This is a genomic window from Streptomyces sp. NPDC088157 (genome assembly GCF_044741545.1).
GTDB lineage: Bacteria > Actinomycetota > Actinomycetes > Streptomycetales > Streptomycetaceae > Streptomyces.
The window spans coordinates 549,163-564,851 of sequence record NZ_JBIUSU010000003.1 but is presented as its reverse complement, the minus strand read 5'-3'; the positions used below and the strand labels follow the sequence as shown (position 1 = coordinate 564,851).

The 15,689-nt window shown below is 74.8% G+C and carries 11 protein-coding genes and 1 pseudogene; 9 read left to right on the top strand and 3 right to left on the bottom strand.

What is annotated here, in order from left to right:
• The first annotated feature begins 184 nt into the window (after positions 1-184).
• Entirely contained in the window at positions 185-1,072 is an 888-nt protein-coding gene (locus ACIPFH_RS13705; RefSeq protein WP_401826004.1) for a GNAT family N-acetyltransferase, read from the top strand.
• 38 nt (positions 1,073-1,110) lie between these two features.
• Here ACIPFH_RS13705 and ACIPFH_RS13700 read toward each other — a convergent pair whose 3' ends face one another.
• The 3 genes from ACIPFH_RS13700 to ACIPFH_RS13690 all read right to left on the bottom strand — a co-directional run bounded on the left by ACIPFH_RS13700 (position 1,111) and on the right by ACIPFH_RS13690 (position 3,762).
• The gene (locus tag ACIPFH_RS13700) at positions 1,111-1,998 is read right to left on the bottom strand and encodes a Gfo/Idh/MocA family protein (RefSeq protein WP_401826860.1); all 888 of its coding nucleotides are present in this window, start codon (positions 1,996-1,998) and stop codon (positions 1,111-1,113) included.
• Positions 1,999-2,119: 121 nt separating this feature from the next.
• Positions 2,120-2,320, bottom strand: coding sequence for a hypothetical protein (locus tag ACIPFH_RS13695; RefSeq protein ID WP_401826003.1), 201 nt, complete (start codon positions 2,318-2,320; stop codon positions 2,120-2,122).
• An 86-nt stretch (positions 2,321-2,406) separates the two neighbouring features.
• Positions 2,407-3,762 carry a diaminopimelate decarboxylase gene (locus ACIPFH_RS13690; RefSeq protein ID WP_401826001.1) on the bottom strand — a complete coding sequence of 452 codons (1,356 nt, stop codon included), beginning with the start codon at positions 3,760-3,762 and terminating at the stop codon, positions 2,407-2,409.
• Between the two features lie 286 nt (positions 3,763-4,048).
• Between ACIPFH_RS13690 and ACIPFH_RS13685 the strand changes: the two genes are divergently transcribed.
• From ACIPFH_RS13685 to ACIPFH_RS13650, 8 genes and pseudogenes are all read left to right on the top strand, one after another.
• Positions 4,049-4,981 (top strand): dienelactone hydrolase family protein, encoded by a 933-nt coding sequence (locus tag ACIPFH_RS13685; protein ID WP_401825999.1) that lies wholly within the window; start codon positions 4,049-4,051, stop codon positions 4,979-4,981.
• Between the two features lie 329 nt (positions 4,982-5,310).
• A complete protein-coding gene (locus ACIPFH_RS13680; RefSeq protein ID WP_401825997.1) occupies positions 5,311-8,550 on the top strand; it encodes a LuxR C-terminal-related transcriptional regulator in 3,240 nt (1,079 codons plus the stop codon).
• A gap of 130 nt (positions 8,551-8,680) precedes the next feature.
• Positions 8,681-9,988: a helix-turn-helix domain-containing protein gene (locus ACIPFH_RS13675; RefSeq protein WP_401825995.1), complete on the top strand. Its 1,308-nt coding sequence runs from the start codon at positions 8,681-8,683 to the stop codon at positions 9,986-9,988.
• A gap of 604 nt (positions 9,989-10,592) precedes the next feature.
• Positions 10,593-11,375: an ABC transporter ATP-binding protein gene (locus ACIPFH_RS13670; protein ID WP_356251685.1), complete on the top strand. Its 783-nt coding sequence runs from the start codon at positions 10,593-10,595 to the stop codon at positions 11,373-11,375.
• A pseudogene (locus ACIPFH_RS13665) lies at positions 11,372-12,193 on the top strand (ABC transporter ATP-binding protein); the annotation flags it as partial. The gene ACIPFH_RS13670 and the pseudogene ACIPFH_RS13665, both read left to right, overlap by 4 nt.
• A 215-nt stretch (positions 12,194-12,408) precedes the next feature.
• Positions 12,409-13,305 carry a branched-chain amino acid ABC transporter permease gene (locus tag ACIPFH_RS13660; protein WP_401825992.1) on the top strand — a complete coding sequence of 299 codons (897 nt, stop codon included), beginning with the start codon at positions 12,409-12,411 and terminating at the stop codon, positions 13,303-13,305.
• A complete protein-coding gene (locus tag ACIPFH_RS13655) occupies positions 13,298-14,410 on the top strand; it encodes a branched-chain amino acid ABC transporter permease (RefSeq protein ID WP_401825990.1) in 1,113 nt (370 codons plus the stop codon). Before ACIPFH_RS13660 ends, ACIPFH_RS13655 begins: the two co-directional genes overlap by 8 nt.
• Complete coding sequence (locus ACIPFH_RS13650) at positions 14,407-15,684, top strand: ABC transporter substrate-binding protein (protein ID WP_401825988.1); 1,278 nt, start codon at positions 14,407-14,409, stop codon at positions 15,682-15,684. Before ACIPFH_RS13655 ends, ACIPFH_RS13650 begins: the two co-directional genes overlap by 4 nt.
• The last annotated feature ends 5 nt before the right edge of the window (positions 15,685-15,689 follow it).

Genomic DNA, 15,689 nt, shown 5'->3' with positions numbered 1-15,689 from the left:
GATGGACGCGATCCAGGGCCACCCCCTACCGTGTGACCGCACGCCCGGACACCCACGGAAGGAGGCGAGCGCCATGCGAACCACATTCATCCCGCGCTCCCACCCCGTGACCCCGGCGTGCCGCGTCTGACCTTCGTCCGACGCCCCGGGAGCGCACCATGCCGTACGCGACCCGGAGGAATCCGTGACCGATCTGGTCATCCGCGCTCTCGACGAGAGCGACGTCCATCTGTTCGACACCCTGCCCGACCCGCTGCGCGCCGCCGACGCCCTCGGCAGGATCACCTACCGGCCCGACTGGAAGCGCGTCGCCCTGCGCGACGGCCGGGTCGTCGCCCGCGCTGTCTGGTGGGGCGGGCCCGAGGACACCGAACCGCTCGTCGTCCAGTGGTTCGACTTCGCCGACGGCGAGGAGGAGGCCGCCGCCGGACTCCTGCGCTCCGCCCCCTGGCAGGTCGGCCTGGAACTGGTCATGCCCGGCGGCTGGCGCGACGACCCCGCCATGCGGGCCGCCGCCGACGCCCGGCACGCCGCCGCCCGCGCGGCGGGCCACACCCCGCTGGTGGAACGCTTCGTGTACCGCTGGACCCCGGAGTGCGGACTGCCCGACCGCCCCGGCCGCCTGCGCTTCGCCCCCGAACCGGACGACGCGGTGTTCTTCGACGCCCTGCGCCGCATCCACTCCGACACCCTCGACGCCCATGCCCGCAAGGCCATCGAGGAGGGCGGCCTGGACCGGGCCGCCCAGGAGGAGCTGGACTTCTTCCGCTGGTGCCCGTCCCCGCGCGAGTGGTGGCAGGTCGCCCGCACCCCGCACGGCGAGTTGGCCGGCATCCACATCCCGGCCCACAACCCCTCCGGGCCCTGCGTCGGCTTCATCGGCGTGCTGCCGGCGCACCGGGGCCACGGATACGCCTACGACCTGCTCGCCGAGTGCACCCACTACCTCGTCGAACGGGGCGCCGAGTTCATCGCCGGCGCCACCGACCAGGGCAACATCCCGATGGCGGCCCACTTCGCCAGGGCCGGCTATCCGATCGTGCGGGAGCGGGTGAACTTCGAGCTCCGATGACGGCCGGCTGATCCCCTACGGGCCCGGCGCACGGTGAGTCAGCGGGCGCCGCCCGCCAACAGGGCCCCGGCGTCGGCCAGCACCTCCGTGACGCGCAGGCCGAACGCGGCGTCACAGGCGTGGGACCGGCCGTCGCGGGCCGCGGCGATCAGCTCGTCCGCGGCCCGTGCGAGGGCGTCGGCGGGGTCGCCGCCCCGAGGGAGCCGGATCACCCCGGCCGTGCCGCGGAGCTCGAGGTCCGCGCCCGCCGCCTCGGGCGGAGCCGTCAGACTGAGCGTCACCGTGCTGGAGGCACCGTCCACATGGTCCAGGACCAGGTGGACGGTGTCGCGGGGGCCACGGGCCGCGGCCGTCACCCGGCGGACGTCGCCAAGGACCGGCAGCAGCACCGACAGCGCGTGCGGGCCCACGTCCCACAGGGCGCCCTTGTCGCCGCGCCAGGGCGTGGCGAAGGGATGGTCGCCCGTACCGTGGAACACGTCGCCCAGCCACTGGGCGTGCCCGGTGAACCACCCGCCGGTAGCCTTCTGCTCGGCGATCCAGGCAGCGGCCTCGGGCACGAACCGGGTGGTGAAGAAGACGACCGAGGCGACCCGGGCCTCCTGCGCGGCCCGTACCACCGCCCGCGCTCCCGCCACCGTCGCGGCGACGGGCTTGTCGAGCAGCAGATGACAACCGGCCCCGGCGGCCCGCACCGCGAGCTCCGCCTGGACGTCCGGCGGCAGGGCGACGGCCACCGCGTCCACGTCCGCCAGCAGGGTGTCCACGTCGTCGTAGGCCCGGGTCCCGTGCCGGTCGGCCAGTTCCTTCGCGGCCTCCGGTCGCCGGCCCCAGACACCGGCGAAGTCGAGCGCGTCGTGCGCCTCGAGGACGGGGGCGTGGACCATCTGTGCCCAGGGGCCGGTGCCGAGCAGACCGATGCGCATACCGCTGACTCTCCTGATGCCGATCGACATGGCGGGTGACGTCCCCGTCGGGACGCCGACTCCGACCGCGAGCCTCGCACACCGCCGACTTGCGGGACACCCCGGCCGGCACCTCCGACGGTCAGGCCGCCCGGGTCCCCGGCGAACGGGACCCGTCCGCCACCGGGGCGGGGGAGGCGTCCCGGACCAGTCGGAGATGCCGTCCGCGCGCGGCATGGCGCGGCTTGTCCTGGGCCGGGGCGAGCAGGCGTTCCTCGACCCGGTCCATCACCGCCAGCAGGACGGACAGCAGCGGCAGCAGCAGTACGGCGATCCAGAGCACGGCTCTCTCCTCCGGCAGGCGACGGGAAGCCGGGTGCTCAGAATCCGGCCGGTGATGCCTGCCCGGGCGGGCCCGGATCCGGGGATTCAGGGCCGGGACGGCGCGGCGAAGCCCGTCAGCAGGGCGTCCGCCTGGGCCAGCCCGCTCTCCGCGGAGATCTCCCGCACCGTCTGCGCGGACCGGATCGTGGCGAACGAGACCCGGCCGCCCTCATGCCGGTAGCCGTACACGGCGGGCCTCGGCAGGCTGTTGTACGACCAGTGCGCCGAGAAGTAGTACCCGCCCGTGTCGTGCAGCACCACCAGGTCCCCCTCGGCGAGCGCGGGCAGCGGCCGGTCGTGCGCCACGACGTCCCCGGCGAAGCACAGCGGCCCCGCGACGTCCTGCCGGACGAGGGGCGTCCGCTTGGGCGTGCCGTCCGGGCCGTACGCGGACACCCGCAGCGGCCAGGCGTCCGGCATGAGGACGGTACGGGTGGCGACCTGCCCGCCGGCGTGGGTGAGGGCGACCCGGCGTCCGCCGGCGTCCTTGACGTACTCGACGAGAGCCGCCGTGAAGCCGTTCTTGGCGATCAGGGAGCGGCCGAACTCGGTGACCACCTGGTAGCGGCCGTCCAGCAGCGCGGGCTCGGCGGCGGTGAGCGCGGCCGCGTACTGCGCGTGGGTGGGCGTGACCGTGTCGTCGGCGAAGTTCACCGGCAGCCCGCCGCCCAGGTCGAGGCTGGTCACCTGGCGCCGGCCGACGCACGCGTTGATCTCCTCGGCGAGCCGGTGGACCGTGGCGAGGCCCTCCGCGATCAGCGGCAGCGGGCAGCCCTGCGAGCCCACGTGCGCGTGCAGCCGGGTCAGCCACGGCCGACGCGCGAAGGCCTCCACGACACGGGTGCGGACCCCGGGATCCAGCAGCGCCACCCCGAACTTGGAATGCGCGGTCGCCGTGCTCATCGCGCCGATCGACCCGCCCCCGACCTGCGGATTGACCCGCACCCCGAGCACCGAGGCGCAGTCCGGTGGACGCAGGGCGTCGATCCGGTCCAGCTCGTCGAGGTTGTCCGCGTTGAGCGAGACGCCCAGGGCGAGCGCCTCACGGATCTCCCGGCGGGTCTTGGCGGGCGAGTCCAGCACGATGCGCGCCGGGTCGAACCCCGCGTCCAGCGCGAGGCGCAGCTCGCCGGGGCTCGCCGCCTCGCAGCCCATGCCGGTGTCGGCGAGCAGCCGCAGCACGGGGACCAGCGCGCACGCCTTGGCGGCGAAGGTGTGCAGCACGTCCGGCACGTGCGCGAACGCCTCGTGCAGCCCGGCGACGCTGTCGCGCACGCCCCGCACGTCGATGAAGCCGGCCAGCGGCCGGTCCTCGCCGAGCAGCCCGTCCGTGACGGCCTGACGGACGGCGAGGCCGACGGGAGAGTCGTCGGGCCGATGGTTCTCGGTGGGGAGCGGCACGTGTTCGTCTCCTTCGGGGAGGAAGGGGTGTCACGCGGTCGGTGACCCTTCCAGGTTCCTCCCCCACCGGGCAGCGGCGAGGCCGGCCACACCGGGCCCGTTACCCGGATCTGCTCGGCGGGACCCACAAGACCGGTGACATCGCCGATCCCCACGCCCCGGTGCGGCCCCGACAGTGGCATCGCCAGTCCATCGGCGGCGCCCGCCGTGGCGACGGCCCGGACCCACTCGTGCGGGGTCCGCGGGCCGCGCCCGGGATGCCGCCCGACCGAGAGGACCACTCGTCGTGCAGCATCAAGCGCGCACCGGTGCGGCCCACCCCGCCTCCACCGGTTCCCCCCACCGCGGGCCCGGACAGCTCGCCCGCGTCGCGACGGCGATCGCCGCCGTCGTCGGACTCACCACGCTCAGCGGCCCCGGCGCGCATGCGGCGGACAACCCCTACGAACGGGGCCCGGCGCCGACCAACGCGAGCATCGAAGCGCTGCGCGGCCCGTACCCGGTCTCGCAGACCACCGTCTCCCCGCTCGCCGTCACCGGATTCGGCGGCGGCACGATCTACTACCCGACCAGCACCAGCGACGGCACCTTCGGCGCGATCGCCGTCTCACCCGGGTACACGGGCACCCAGTCCTCCATCGCCTGGCTGGGCCCGCGACTGGCCTCCCAGGGCTTCGTCGTCTTCACCATCGACACCCTCACGACACTCGACCAGCCGGACTCCCGCGGCCGTCAGCTGCTCGCCGCCCTGGACCATCTCACCCAGGTCAGCTCCGTCCGCAGCCGCGTCGACAGCGGTCGGCTCGGTGTCATGGGCCACTCGATGGGCGGCGGCGGCAGCCTGGAGGCCGCCAAGTCGCGGCCCTCGCTCCAGGCCGCGATCCCGCTCACGCCGTGGAACCTCGACAAGTCCTGGCCCGAGATCAGCACACCCACGCTGATCTTCGGGGCGGACGGCGACACGATCGCCCCGGTCGCCACCCACGCCGAGCCGTTCTACTCCACGCTGCCGTCCTCCCTGGACCGCGCCTACCTGGAGCTGAACAACGCCACTCACTTCACCCCGAACTCGTCGAACACGACGATCGCGAAGTACGGCATCTCGTGGCTGAAGCGCTTTGTCGACAATGACGTCCGCTACGAGCAGTTCCTCTGCCCGCTGCCACAGCCGAGCCTGACGATCGACGAGTACCGGGGCAACTGCCCGCACAACTCCTGAGACAGCCGGGACGACAACCGCCCCGGACCGAACCGACGAAGTCGACCGAGCCGCCGAGTCGACCGAGTCGCTGAGTCGCTGAGTCGGCCGAGGGGTCGAGTCGGCCGAGGCGACCTAAGCGGCGGAAGGAGAGCGGAACCGCTGCCCCGTCGCCGTCGCTGTGCCCGTGCACGGGGCGCGGCGGCGGCCGTTGGGCCCAGGCACATGATGCGTCACGCCCGTCGCGCGCGAACCCACTGGTGACGGGCCCCAACCGGCCCGTGGCGCCGCCGTCGGCGAACCGGTCGCACGACTTCCGCCACCCGTTACCCGTACGTAGCGTCACGGGAATGACCGTTCAGACGACCGCGGTCGGCGGTGTGCGGGTGGTGACCGGTGAACCCGGGTGCGGCCGCACGACGTTCCTGGCCCGCGCCGCACACTCTCTCCCGGCCGCGTCCGTGTCCGCGGTCCGGATGCGGGCCGACCCGGCGGCGCCGGCCGTGCCCCTGGGCGGTCTGCGCACGCTGCTGCTCGCCCTCGGCGCACCGGCAGAGCCGTGGCCTCCCGCGGGCCCGGCCTGCGCGGTGCTCCTCGACGCGTTGCGTGCCGCGTCCGCCCGTACGCCCGTGCTGGTGTGCGTCGACGACGCGCATCTCTGGGACGCCCCCACCAGGGCCGCGCTGGGCGCCGTCGCGGAACAGCTGCACGGGAACGTCCGGGTGGACATGCTGCTGAGCGTGGCCGGGCACCGCCCGGTCGACCGGGAGTTCGCCGCGCTGCCGGTGGTACGCGTCGACCCGCTCTCCCCGGCGGAGGCGGCCGCACTGCTGGACGAGGCGACGGACGGGGCCGTCGACCGCGCCGTCCGGGACGACCTGGTGAACGCGGCCGAGGGCAGTCCGGCGCTGCTGCTGGCCATGGTCCGGCGTCTGTCGCCCGCCCAGCTCCGCGGTCACCGGAGGCCGCCGAGCCCCTTGGCCGACGCCGAGTTGCTGACCGGTCTGGTCGGCGGCCTGCTGACCGGGTTCACGCCCGCGCAGCAGGACCTGCTGCTGACGGTGGCGGCGGCCGTCCTGGACGCGGACGACACCGAGGACGCACGGATCGGCCTGGCACTCGCCCGGAGGGCAGCGGCACACCTCCGGGTGACGCGCTCCGGCACGGAGGCCGCACACCCCTTCGAACCGCTGCCCGCCCCGCCGCCCGCGGCGCTGCCCGGAGCGCTGTCAGGGGTACTGCCCGGAGCGCTGCCAGGGGTACTGCACGAAGCGTTCGAAGTGCCCGAAGTACCCGAAGTGCTCGTCCTGGCCGACGGCGAGGTCGGGTTCCACAGCGAGCTTCTGCGCCGCGCCGTGTATGCCGGGGCGCGGCCCGAGCGGCGCCGTGCGGTGCACCGGGCGTTGGCTCAAACCCTGGAGGAGACGGGAGCCGCAGGGCCGCACGCGCTGCTGCACCGAGCGCGCTCCGCGGCCGCACCCGGGCGCGGGACGGCGGCCGAACTGGCCGCGGCGGCCGGCGACCCCGGGTATCCCGCGCCCCGAGGTCTGCGGTGTGCGGCGTACACCCTCGCCGCCGAACTGGCCGAGGACGGCGCGCGGCGCGCGGAGTGGTACACGGCCGCTGCCGAGCAGGCACTGCTCGGCGGACGCGCGCACCGGGCCCTGCGGTTGCTCGACACGGCCCGGGACAGCACGTCGTCCCCCGCGCTGCGCGGCCGCGTCGAGTTGGTGCGCGGCACCACGGTCCTGTACGACGGGCCCGTCGACGAGGCCCGGGCATCCCTGCTCCTCGCCGCCCGTCTGCTGGCCGCTTCTGCCCCATGGCAGGCGCAGACGGCGTTGCTGGCCGCGGTCGACGCCGCGTGGGCGGCGGGCGACGCCCCCGGATGCCTGCGGACGCTGGGCGGCTGGGTCGGTACCCCGGACGCCGACGCGCGACCCGGCGCCCGGCAGAGCCGGGACCTTCGGACGGACCGGCCGGGACCCCCGGGCGGAGCGGCGGACGCGGCGGAGCCGCCGCGCGAGGGCGGCCGCGCGAGCGGCAGCGCCGCGTTGCACGACTACCGCACCGGCGTCCGGGCCCTCCTCGAAGGGCGGTTCCCACAGGCGGCGGAGCCCTTGCGGCGACTGGTGACGGACGCGGAGGGCGGGGAGGGGTCGGCGGTCGTGCGAGCCGTGGGAGGACCGGGGAGCGACGTAGCCACGCAGGGTGCGGAAGATGTCCGGGGTTCGGAGGGTGCGTCGGCCGTGTGGGCCGTGGAGTGTGCGTTAGGTACGCAGAGCGCGGAGAGCGCGGCGGTTGTGCGGGCCGTGCAGGGTGCGGCAGGTGTGCACGGCGTGGGAAGTGCGGCGGTCGTGCACGGCGTGGGGGGTGCGGCGGGTCTGCGGGGTGCGGAGAGCGCGGCGGCCCCGTGGGCCGTGGGGGGTGCAGAACGTACGCAGGATGCGGGGAGTGCGCCGGGTGCGGCCTGCGTCGACGAACCGGAGACGGCGCTGCGCGCGGCCGCCGCCGCCCTCCTGCTCGGGGACCTCGCGGCCGCCCGCCGCGCCGGGGCGCGGGCCCTGGCCGCCGCCCGTGTCCCCGGGACCTCGGCTGCCCAGGGGCGGGCCCGGGAATACCTCGCCTACGCCGAGCTGCGGGCCGGACGGCACGCGCTGGCCAGGACCCATGCGGAGGAGGGACTGCGGGCCGCGCACCGGACGGGGCAGCGCAACACGGCCGCCCACCACCACGCGGTACTCGCCCTGGCGGCGTCGATCGAGGGCGCTCGGGACGAGGTCGCCGAACACGCGGGTGCGGCCCTGGCCATCGCCCGGCGGCACGGCCTCGTCCAGGCCGCGACGCTGGCGGAGTGGGCGGCGGCGCGCGCCGATCTCGGCCGGGGGCGCCCCCGGGAGGCCGCGGACCGGCTCGGGCCGCTGGTGCGGCCGGGGCCACGGCGGGGACACTTCGCGGTGTGGATGCTCGCCGTGCCCTGCTTCGTGGAGGCCGCCGCGTCGAGCGGGCGTGCCGACGACGGCGTCGCTGAGGTCGCCGAGCTCGTCGAGGAGTTCGCCCGGTGGGCCGGATTCGGCGCCGACCCCCAGGCCCCCGCCCAGCTCTTGCGCTGCCGCGCGCTGCTGGCCGGGGCGGACCGGCCGGACGCCCTCTACCGCCGCGCGCTCGCCCTGCACGACGCGGCCGGAGGCGGCGACTTCGAGCACGCCCGCACCGAACTGCTGCACGGCAAGTGGCTGCGTCGTCGCCGCCGGCTGAGCGAGGCCCGTGACCGTCTCGGCGCCGCTCTGATGGGGTTCGAGCGCTGCGGGGCACGCGCCTGGGCGGACCAGGCGCGTGCCGAACTGCGAGCGGGGGGTGTGGCCAAGGGCGGCGGGGTGAGCACCGAGGGACTGTCCGGACTGACGCCGCAGCAACTGCGGATCGCCCGGTGCGTCGCCGAGGGAGCGACCAACCGGGAGGTGGCCCTGACCCTCTCGGTCAGCACCCGTACGGTCGACTACCACCTGCGGAAGGTCTTCGCGGCGCTGGGTTTGCGCTCCCGGGTCGAACTGGTGCGCATGGTCGAGAAGGCGGGGCAGGAGGGCTGATCAGACGGGGCAGAAGGGCTGATCGGACCGAAAACAATCGTGCACACCCCTAGGGACCGACCGGACGGTATGCCATCCTTCGGGGCAGGACGAGTCGGACAGCGGGACACAGCCCAGGGGGAGGACCGCGATGCATCAGGCCCTACGGTCACGGACCGTGTTCCGTCCCGCGTCCGGCGCACCGGCTGCGCCCGGACCCCGGCCGCACCCGCAGCCCGTACGGTCGCTGATCGACGCCGACGCCCTGCGGGTCCTGCACCGGGCCGCCCGGGTGCTCCTGGCGGACCTGCCCGATCTCACCGACCGGCTGGTGGCGGCGCTCCAGGACCAGGAGCCCGCCTACCGTGCGGCCGTGACGAGCGATCCCGCCGCCACCTGGCAGGAGGTGCACCGCTCACTGCGGCACAGCGTGTGTTCGCTGCTGGACCCGCGCGGCAGCCGCGACGCGGCCCGCCGGTGCTCGTGGAAGATCGGCGCGACCCGCGCGGAGCAGGGCCTTCCGCTGGACGCGCTGCTGCACGCGTTCCGGCTCGGCGGGTCCCTGGTGTGGCAGGGCCTCATCGAGGAGACCTCCCGCACCGCTCCGGAGGACGTACGGCTGCTCGTGCACATCGCCACCGACGTGTGGAACTTCGTCGACGAGCACTGCTCCGTCGTCGCGGACGCCTACCGGCAGGTCGAACGGCAGCTCGCCTGGCGGCGCGAGAACCGGCTCCGGGTGCTGGCGGGCGCCCTGCTCGACGGAGCGAGCCGCATCGCCGACCTGCCGGAGACCGCCCACGCGCTGGACCTCCCCGAAGAGGGCCGGTACGTCGTCGTGGCGGTGACGGCCGGCTGTCCTTCCGACGGCGCGGGGGCACGGTCCGCCCACGGCCGGGGCACGCGCGTGTACTGGCACACCGGGGTGGAGGTGGACTACGGCATCGTCCTGCTGAGCGGGGACAGCGCCGAGGGCGAGGACGCCGGCTCCGGCAGCCGCCCGCCGCTTTCCGCCGTTCCCCCGGCCTCCGGCGGCGCGCGGACGGGGATCAGCACGGCCGTGTCGGGACTGGCCGCGGTCGGTGACGCCCGCCGTCTCGCGGACATCGCGCTGGACATGTGCCCGCGGACCGGCGGCACGGTCCGGCTGACCGAGCACCTCCCGGCCGCGCTGGTGGTCTCCGCCCCCGACCTGGGCGCGGCGCTGGTCGAGCGGGTCCTCGGGCCGCTGAGCGGCCTGGAACCCGCCGACGAGGCCGTCCTGCTCGACACGCTGGTCACCTGGCTGGCCTGCGACGGCTCCGCCCAGCGGGCGGGGGAGCGGCTGTACTGCCACCGCAACACCGTCCTCAACCGGCTGCGCCGCTACGAGCAGTTGACGGGCCGCTCCCTGTCCCGCCCGGCCGACCTGGTGGAGATCAGCCTCGCCCTGACAGCCCGGGGCCTGCGAAGCCGCTGAGCACGCGGTCCCTCGGCTCCCGCTCCCCGAGCACTCCTTCCCGGCCGGACGGTACGGGCCTGCGCGCAGTAGGGGCGCCCGGCCCCCGACCCGCTCCTCCGCGCCCCGTCGCCCGCGCGGGCCCCTTGAGCCTCCCGGCCCGTGACCACGATTCCCGTTCCCCTCCGGCCACCCCCGACCGTGGGCTGGCCTGGGGCCGGGTCGCCCAGGGGCCGGGGTGGCGTTGGCGGGGTGCCCGCGTTCTGCCGCCTGGCCACCCGTTCCCCTCCGGCCACCCCCGACCGTGGGCTGGCCTGGGGCCGGAGTCGCCCAGGGGCCGGGACACCCCGGCCCCTGGCCACCTCACCCCTCGCCACCCCGGACGCCTCACCCCCTGGCCACCTCACCCCTCGCCGCCCGGCCCCTGACTGCACCCCCCTGACATCCCCCCGGGCATGCCCCCGCACCCCAGCCCCCTGGGCACCCGCACAAGCCGGTGGACCTCCTGTTGGGGCCGCGCAGCGACCCCGCGTCCGTGCCTGTACCGCTGCTCGTGCGCCGTGTTGTCGTGAGCTCCCCTTCCGCCGAAGCGCCGTGCCCGCCGGCACGGACCCGAGGAGCCGCGATGCCCGGAGTACCCCCGCAGGAGCCGCCCGCGCTGCACGTCGAGGGTCTCGACGTGACGTACGGGCGGGCCCTGTCGGCCCTGCGTTCCGTGTCCCTGACCGTCCCGCACGGCGCGGTCGTGGCGCTGTTGGGCGCCAACGGCGCCGGCAAGTCCACACTGCTGCGGGCGGTGTCGGGCACCCTGCGCCTGCATCGCGGCACCGTCACGGCCGGCCTCATCCGCTACGGAGACACGGTCCTGGACGGCCGTGACCCGGTCGCGGCGGTGCGGGCCGGCGTCGTCCAGGTCCCGGAGGGCCGTCGGGTCTTCGCAGGGCTGACCGTGGAGGAGAACCTGCGCACCGGTGGCCTCGGCCTCGGCCGCCGGGCACCCGAGCAGGTCAGGGAGGCCCGCGACCGCGTGTACACGCTGTTCCCGGTGCTCGCCGAGCGCGGTCGGCAGGCGGCCGGTCTGCTGTCCGGGGGTGAGCAGCAGATGCTGGCCATCGGCCGGGCGCTGATGGCCGCACCCCGGCTGCTCCTGCTCGACGAGCCCTCGCTCGGCCTGGCCCCGCGGATGGTCTTCCGGATCGCCGAGGTGATCCGCGAGATCAACGACCAGGGCACGGCCGTCCTGCTCGTCGAACAGAACGCGGGCATGGCACTGTCCCTGGCCGATCACGCGCACGTCCTGGAAGTGGGTGAGGTCCGGCTGTCCGGCCCGGCCGACGACCTCGCGCGCACGGACGCGGTCCGGCGCCTCTACCTCGGCGACGACGCCGGCGACCAGGGGGCCGCGTGAACCTCCGCCCCACCACGAGCACCGCCCCCGGCCGGCCCACGGCGGCCACTCCCGAACTGCGGGTGCGCGACGTGACCGTGCGCTTCGCCGGCCTGACCGCCCTGGACGAGGTGTCGTTCACCGTGGCCCCGGGGTCCGTGCACGCCCTGATCGGTCCCAACGGCGCCGGCAAGTCCACCTGCTTCAACGTCCTGTCGGGCCTGTACCGCCCGGCCTCCGGACAGGTCCGGCTCGGCGACACCGCACTGACCGGACTCGCCTCGCACCGGATCGCCGCCCTCGGCGTGGCCCGCACCTTCCAGAACATCGTCACCACCGAGGGGACCGTCGCCGACAACCTCATGCTGGGCCGGCACGCCCTCTCCCGCGCGGGCTTCGCCGCGACCGCCCTGCGCCTGCCCAGCGCCGTGCGCGAACAGCGCGTCCATCTCGCCAAGGCCCGTGAGATCGCCGAACTCACCGGGCTCGGCACTCGCTTCGAGACGCCCGTCGCCCTGCTGTCGTACGGCGACCGCAAACGCGTGGAACTCGCCCGCGCCCTCTGTCTCGAGCCGCGCGTCCTGCTGCTCGACGAGCCCGTGGCCGGCATGAACGGCGCCGAACGCGTCCGGATGGCCGAGGTGATCGACGCCGTCCGTGCCGAACTCGGCCTGTCCGTCCTGCTGGTGGAGCACGACATGGGCCTCGTGATGCGCCTCGCCGACGAGGTCACGGTGCTCGATTTCGGGCGGTGCATCGCCCACGGCACTCCCGACGAGGTCCGCCGCCACCCCGAGGTGCTGCGCGCCTACCTCGGAACTCCGGGGGAGGACACCGCGCTCGGCGAGGAGCCCGTCCCCGAAGCGGACACCGCCTCCGCAGAGACCACCGCCTCCGCAGGGACCGCCGGTTCCGCAGGGACCACCGGCTCCGCAGAGGAGCCCGCTCTCGAAGCGGACACCGCCTCCGCAGGGACCACCGGCTCCGCAGAGGAGCCCGCCTCCGCAGGTACCGCCGGTTCCGCAGAGACCACCGGCTCCGAAGGGGACCCCGTATGACCGCCTTCCTGGACAGCGTCCTCACCGGCCTCGCCCTCGGCGCGGTCTACGCGCTGGTCGCGCTCGGCTTCGTCGTCATCTTCAAGGCCTCGGGCGTGCTCAACTTCGCCCATGGATCGCTGCTGCTGTTCGGCGGCTACCTCGTCGCCGTGCTCCACGACGACCTCGGTTTCGCCGGCGCCCTCGCGGTGTCCGTACTGGCGACCGCGGCGCTCGCCGGAGCCCTCGACCGGCTGCTGCTGCAACGCGGCGACCCCGACCCCAGGGCAGCCCATGTACAGACCATCGTCACCATCGGCGTGGACATCGTGCTGCTCACCGACCTCTCCCGGCGCATCGGCGGCGACCTGCTGACCCTCGGCGACCCGTGGGGCGACTCGGTGACCCGCCTCGGCTCCGTGACCGTCGCCGACAGCCGGCTCGCCGCGATCGCCGTCTCCGCGCTCGCCATCGGCGCCGTCTTCGCCCTGTTCCGCTTCACGTCCTGGGGCCTCGCTCTGCGGGCCGCCGCCGAGGACACGGAGGCGGCCGCCCTCATGGGCGTACGGCTGAGCCGCGTACGCATGCTCGCCTGGTGCCTGGCCGGCGCCCTGGCCGCCCTGGCCGCCGTCTTCCTGGCCGCGTTTCCCGCTCCCGGCCTGGAGCGGGCCACCGGCCAGATCGCCCTCAAGGCCTTCCCGGCGGCGATCCTCGGCGGTCTGACCTCCCCGCCCGGCGCCCTGGCGGGCAGCCTCCTGATCGGCCTGACCGAGGCCCTGGCGGCCGGCTACCAGTCCGAACTGCACGTACTGGGCGAGGGGTTCGGCGACGTCGCCCCCTACGCCGTCATGGTCGCCGTCCTGCTGGTGCGGCCCACCGGACTGTTCGGCGCGAAGGGAGCGGCACGTGTCTGATCGGATCCCCAAGGGCGCCGTCGTGCTCCTGGCCGCCCTTCTCCTGTGCGCGCCGCCCTTCTACCTGGACGCCTTCTGGCTGCGCATCGGCCTGTTCTCGATGGCCGCCGCCATCGGCGCCGTGGGCCTGGGCCTGCTCACCGGCACCGCGGGCCAGCTCTCCCTGGGACACGCCTTCTTCCTCGCCGTGGGCGCCTACGGCTACACCTGGCTGGCCGGTGAGCCGGGCCCCGGACTGCCGACCGCGCTCGCCGCCGTTCTGGCCGTGCTGCTCGCCGGCGCGGCGGGCGGGCTGTTCAGTCCCGTCGCCGGCCGGGTGCGCGGCATCTACCTGGGCGTCGCCACCCTCGCCCTGGTGTTCCTGGGCCACCACCTGCTGCTCACCGCCGACTCAGTCACCGGCGGCTTCAACGGCCGCTCCGTGCCCCCGCTGAGTCTCGGCGGGTTCTCCTTCACCGACGACGACCCCGGACTCGTCGTCCTCGGCGTGCCGTTCGGCGCCGAGGAACGGCTGTGGTTCCTCGGCCTCGTTCTGCTGGCCGGCACCTGGTGGACCGCGCGAGGTCTGCTGCGCGGACGCCCGGGGCGCGCCCTCGCGGCCCTGCGCGACAGCGAGACGGCGGCCGCGGTGATGGGCGTCGACATCGCCCGCCACCGCTCGGCGGCCTTCGTCGTGTCGTCGATGTACGCCGGCCTGGCGGGGGTGCTGCTCGCGCTGGCCTTCCGCCGGGTCGTCCCCGACTACTTCGGCCTGGCCCTCTCGGTCGACTACCTGGCGATGATCGTGATCGGCGGCCTCGGCTCGGTGGCCGGAGCCGCCGCGGGCGCCGTCTTCGTCACCGCGCTGCCCCTGCTGATGACCCGCTACGCCGACCAGTTGCCGCTGGTGACCGCTCCCGGCACCACCGGCGGCGGAGTGGGCCCGACCGAAGCGGCCCGCTACCTCTACGGCGCGGCGATCGTCCTGGTCCTGCTGTACGCCCCCGACGGACTGCGCGGCCTCACCCGCCGCGTCCGCACCCGCCTGCGCCCCGCCTCCCCGGCCCCGGCGCCCACCGCCCGTCCGACCGCCTCCGTCGTCCGAACCAAGGAGCCCACCCCGTGAACCGCACGCACCACAGACACCGCGCCCCCGGAACCCTTCTCGCCGCCGCGCTCGCGGCCCTGCTCGTCGCGGCCACCGGATGCAGCTCCAAGGCGGACGGCGACAATTCCTCCGACAGCGCCGACGGCGTCAAGTCCGGCCCGGGGGTGACCGCGAAGACCATCAGGCTCGGCGCCCTCACCGACCTGACCGGCCCCTATGCCACCCTCGGCAAGTCCATCGTGCAGGCCCAGCAGATGTGGGCCGACGAGACCAACGCCGCCGGCGGCATCTGCGACCGCAAGATCGAGATCGTCGTCAAGGACCACGGCTACGACGTCCAGAAGGCGGTCACCGCCTACGCCGACCTCGCCCCGGACGTGGTCGCGCTGCCGCAGGTCATCGGATCCCCGGTCGTCGCCGCCCTCCTCGACGACATCGAGAAGGACCACCTGCTCACCTTCCCGCAGGCCTGGGCGGCCTCCCTGCTGGGCAAGGACTCCGTCCAGGTCATGGGCACCACCTACGACGTCGACATGGTCGCGGCCGTCGACTTCCTCACCCGCGCCAAGGGCCTCGCCAAGGGTGACGCCATCGGCCATGTGTACTTCGAGGGCGACTACGGCGCCAACGCCCTGGAGGGTTCGACCTGGGCGGCCGAGAAGGCCGGGCTGAAGATCGTTCCGCAGAAGATCAAGGCCACGGACACGGATCTGTCCGCGCAGGTGTCGGCGCTGCGCAAGGCGGGCGTGAAGGCCGTGCTGATCAGCGCGGGCCCGGCCCAGACGGCCTCCCTGGTCGGCGTCGCCGCCTCCCGCGGACTGAAGGTGCCCGTCGTCAGCAGCGCGCCCGGCTACGCGCCGCAGTTGTTGAAGACGCCCGCGGCACCGGCCCTGCTGGGCATGCTGAACGTGGTCAGCGCGGCGCCCGCCGTCAGCTCGGACCTGCCCGGCGTCCAGAAGATGGTGACCGCGTACGGGAAGAAGTACCCGGCCTCCCCGGTGGACTCCGGGGTGCTGTCCGGCTACAACGCCGCCCAACTGCTGGGCGCCGACCTGAAGAAGGCATGCGCGGCCGGCAGCCTCGCCCGCGAGGACGTGGTGAAGGCGCACCGGGCGCAGAAGAACGCCGACACCGGGCTCGGCTCCCCGCAGGACTTCTCCGACGTGTCCCGGCCGGCCGCCCTGTCGAACTACGTGCTCAAGCCGGACGCGAAGGCGGTCGGCGGCCTGGTGGGCGCGGAGGACGCGCACCAGGCGCCGGGCGTGACGGAGTACCTGGCGGGCCGCTCCTGACCCGC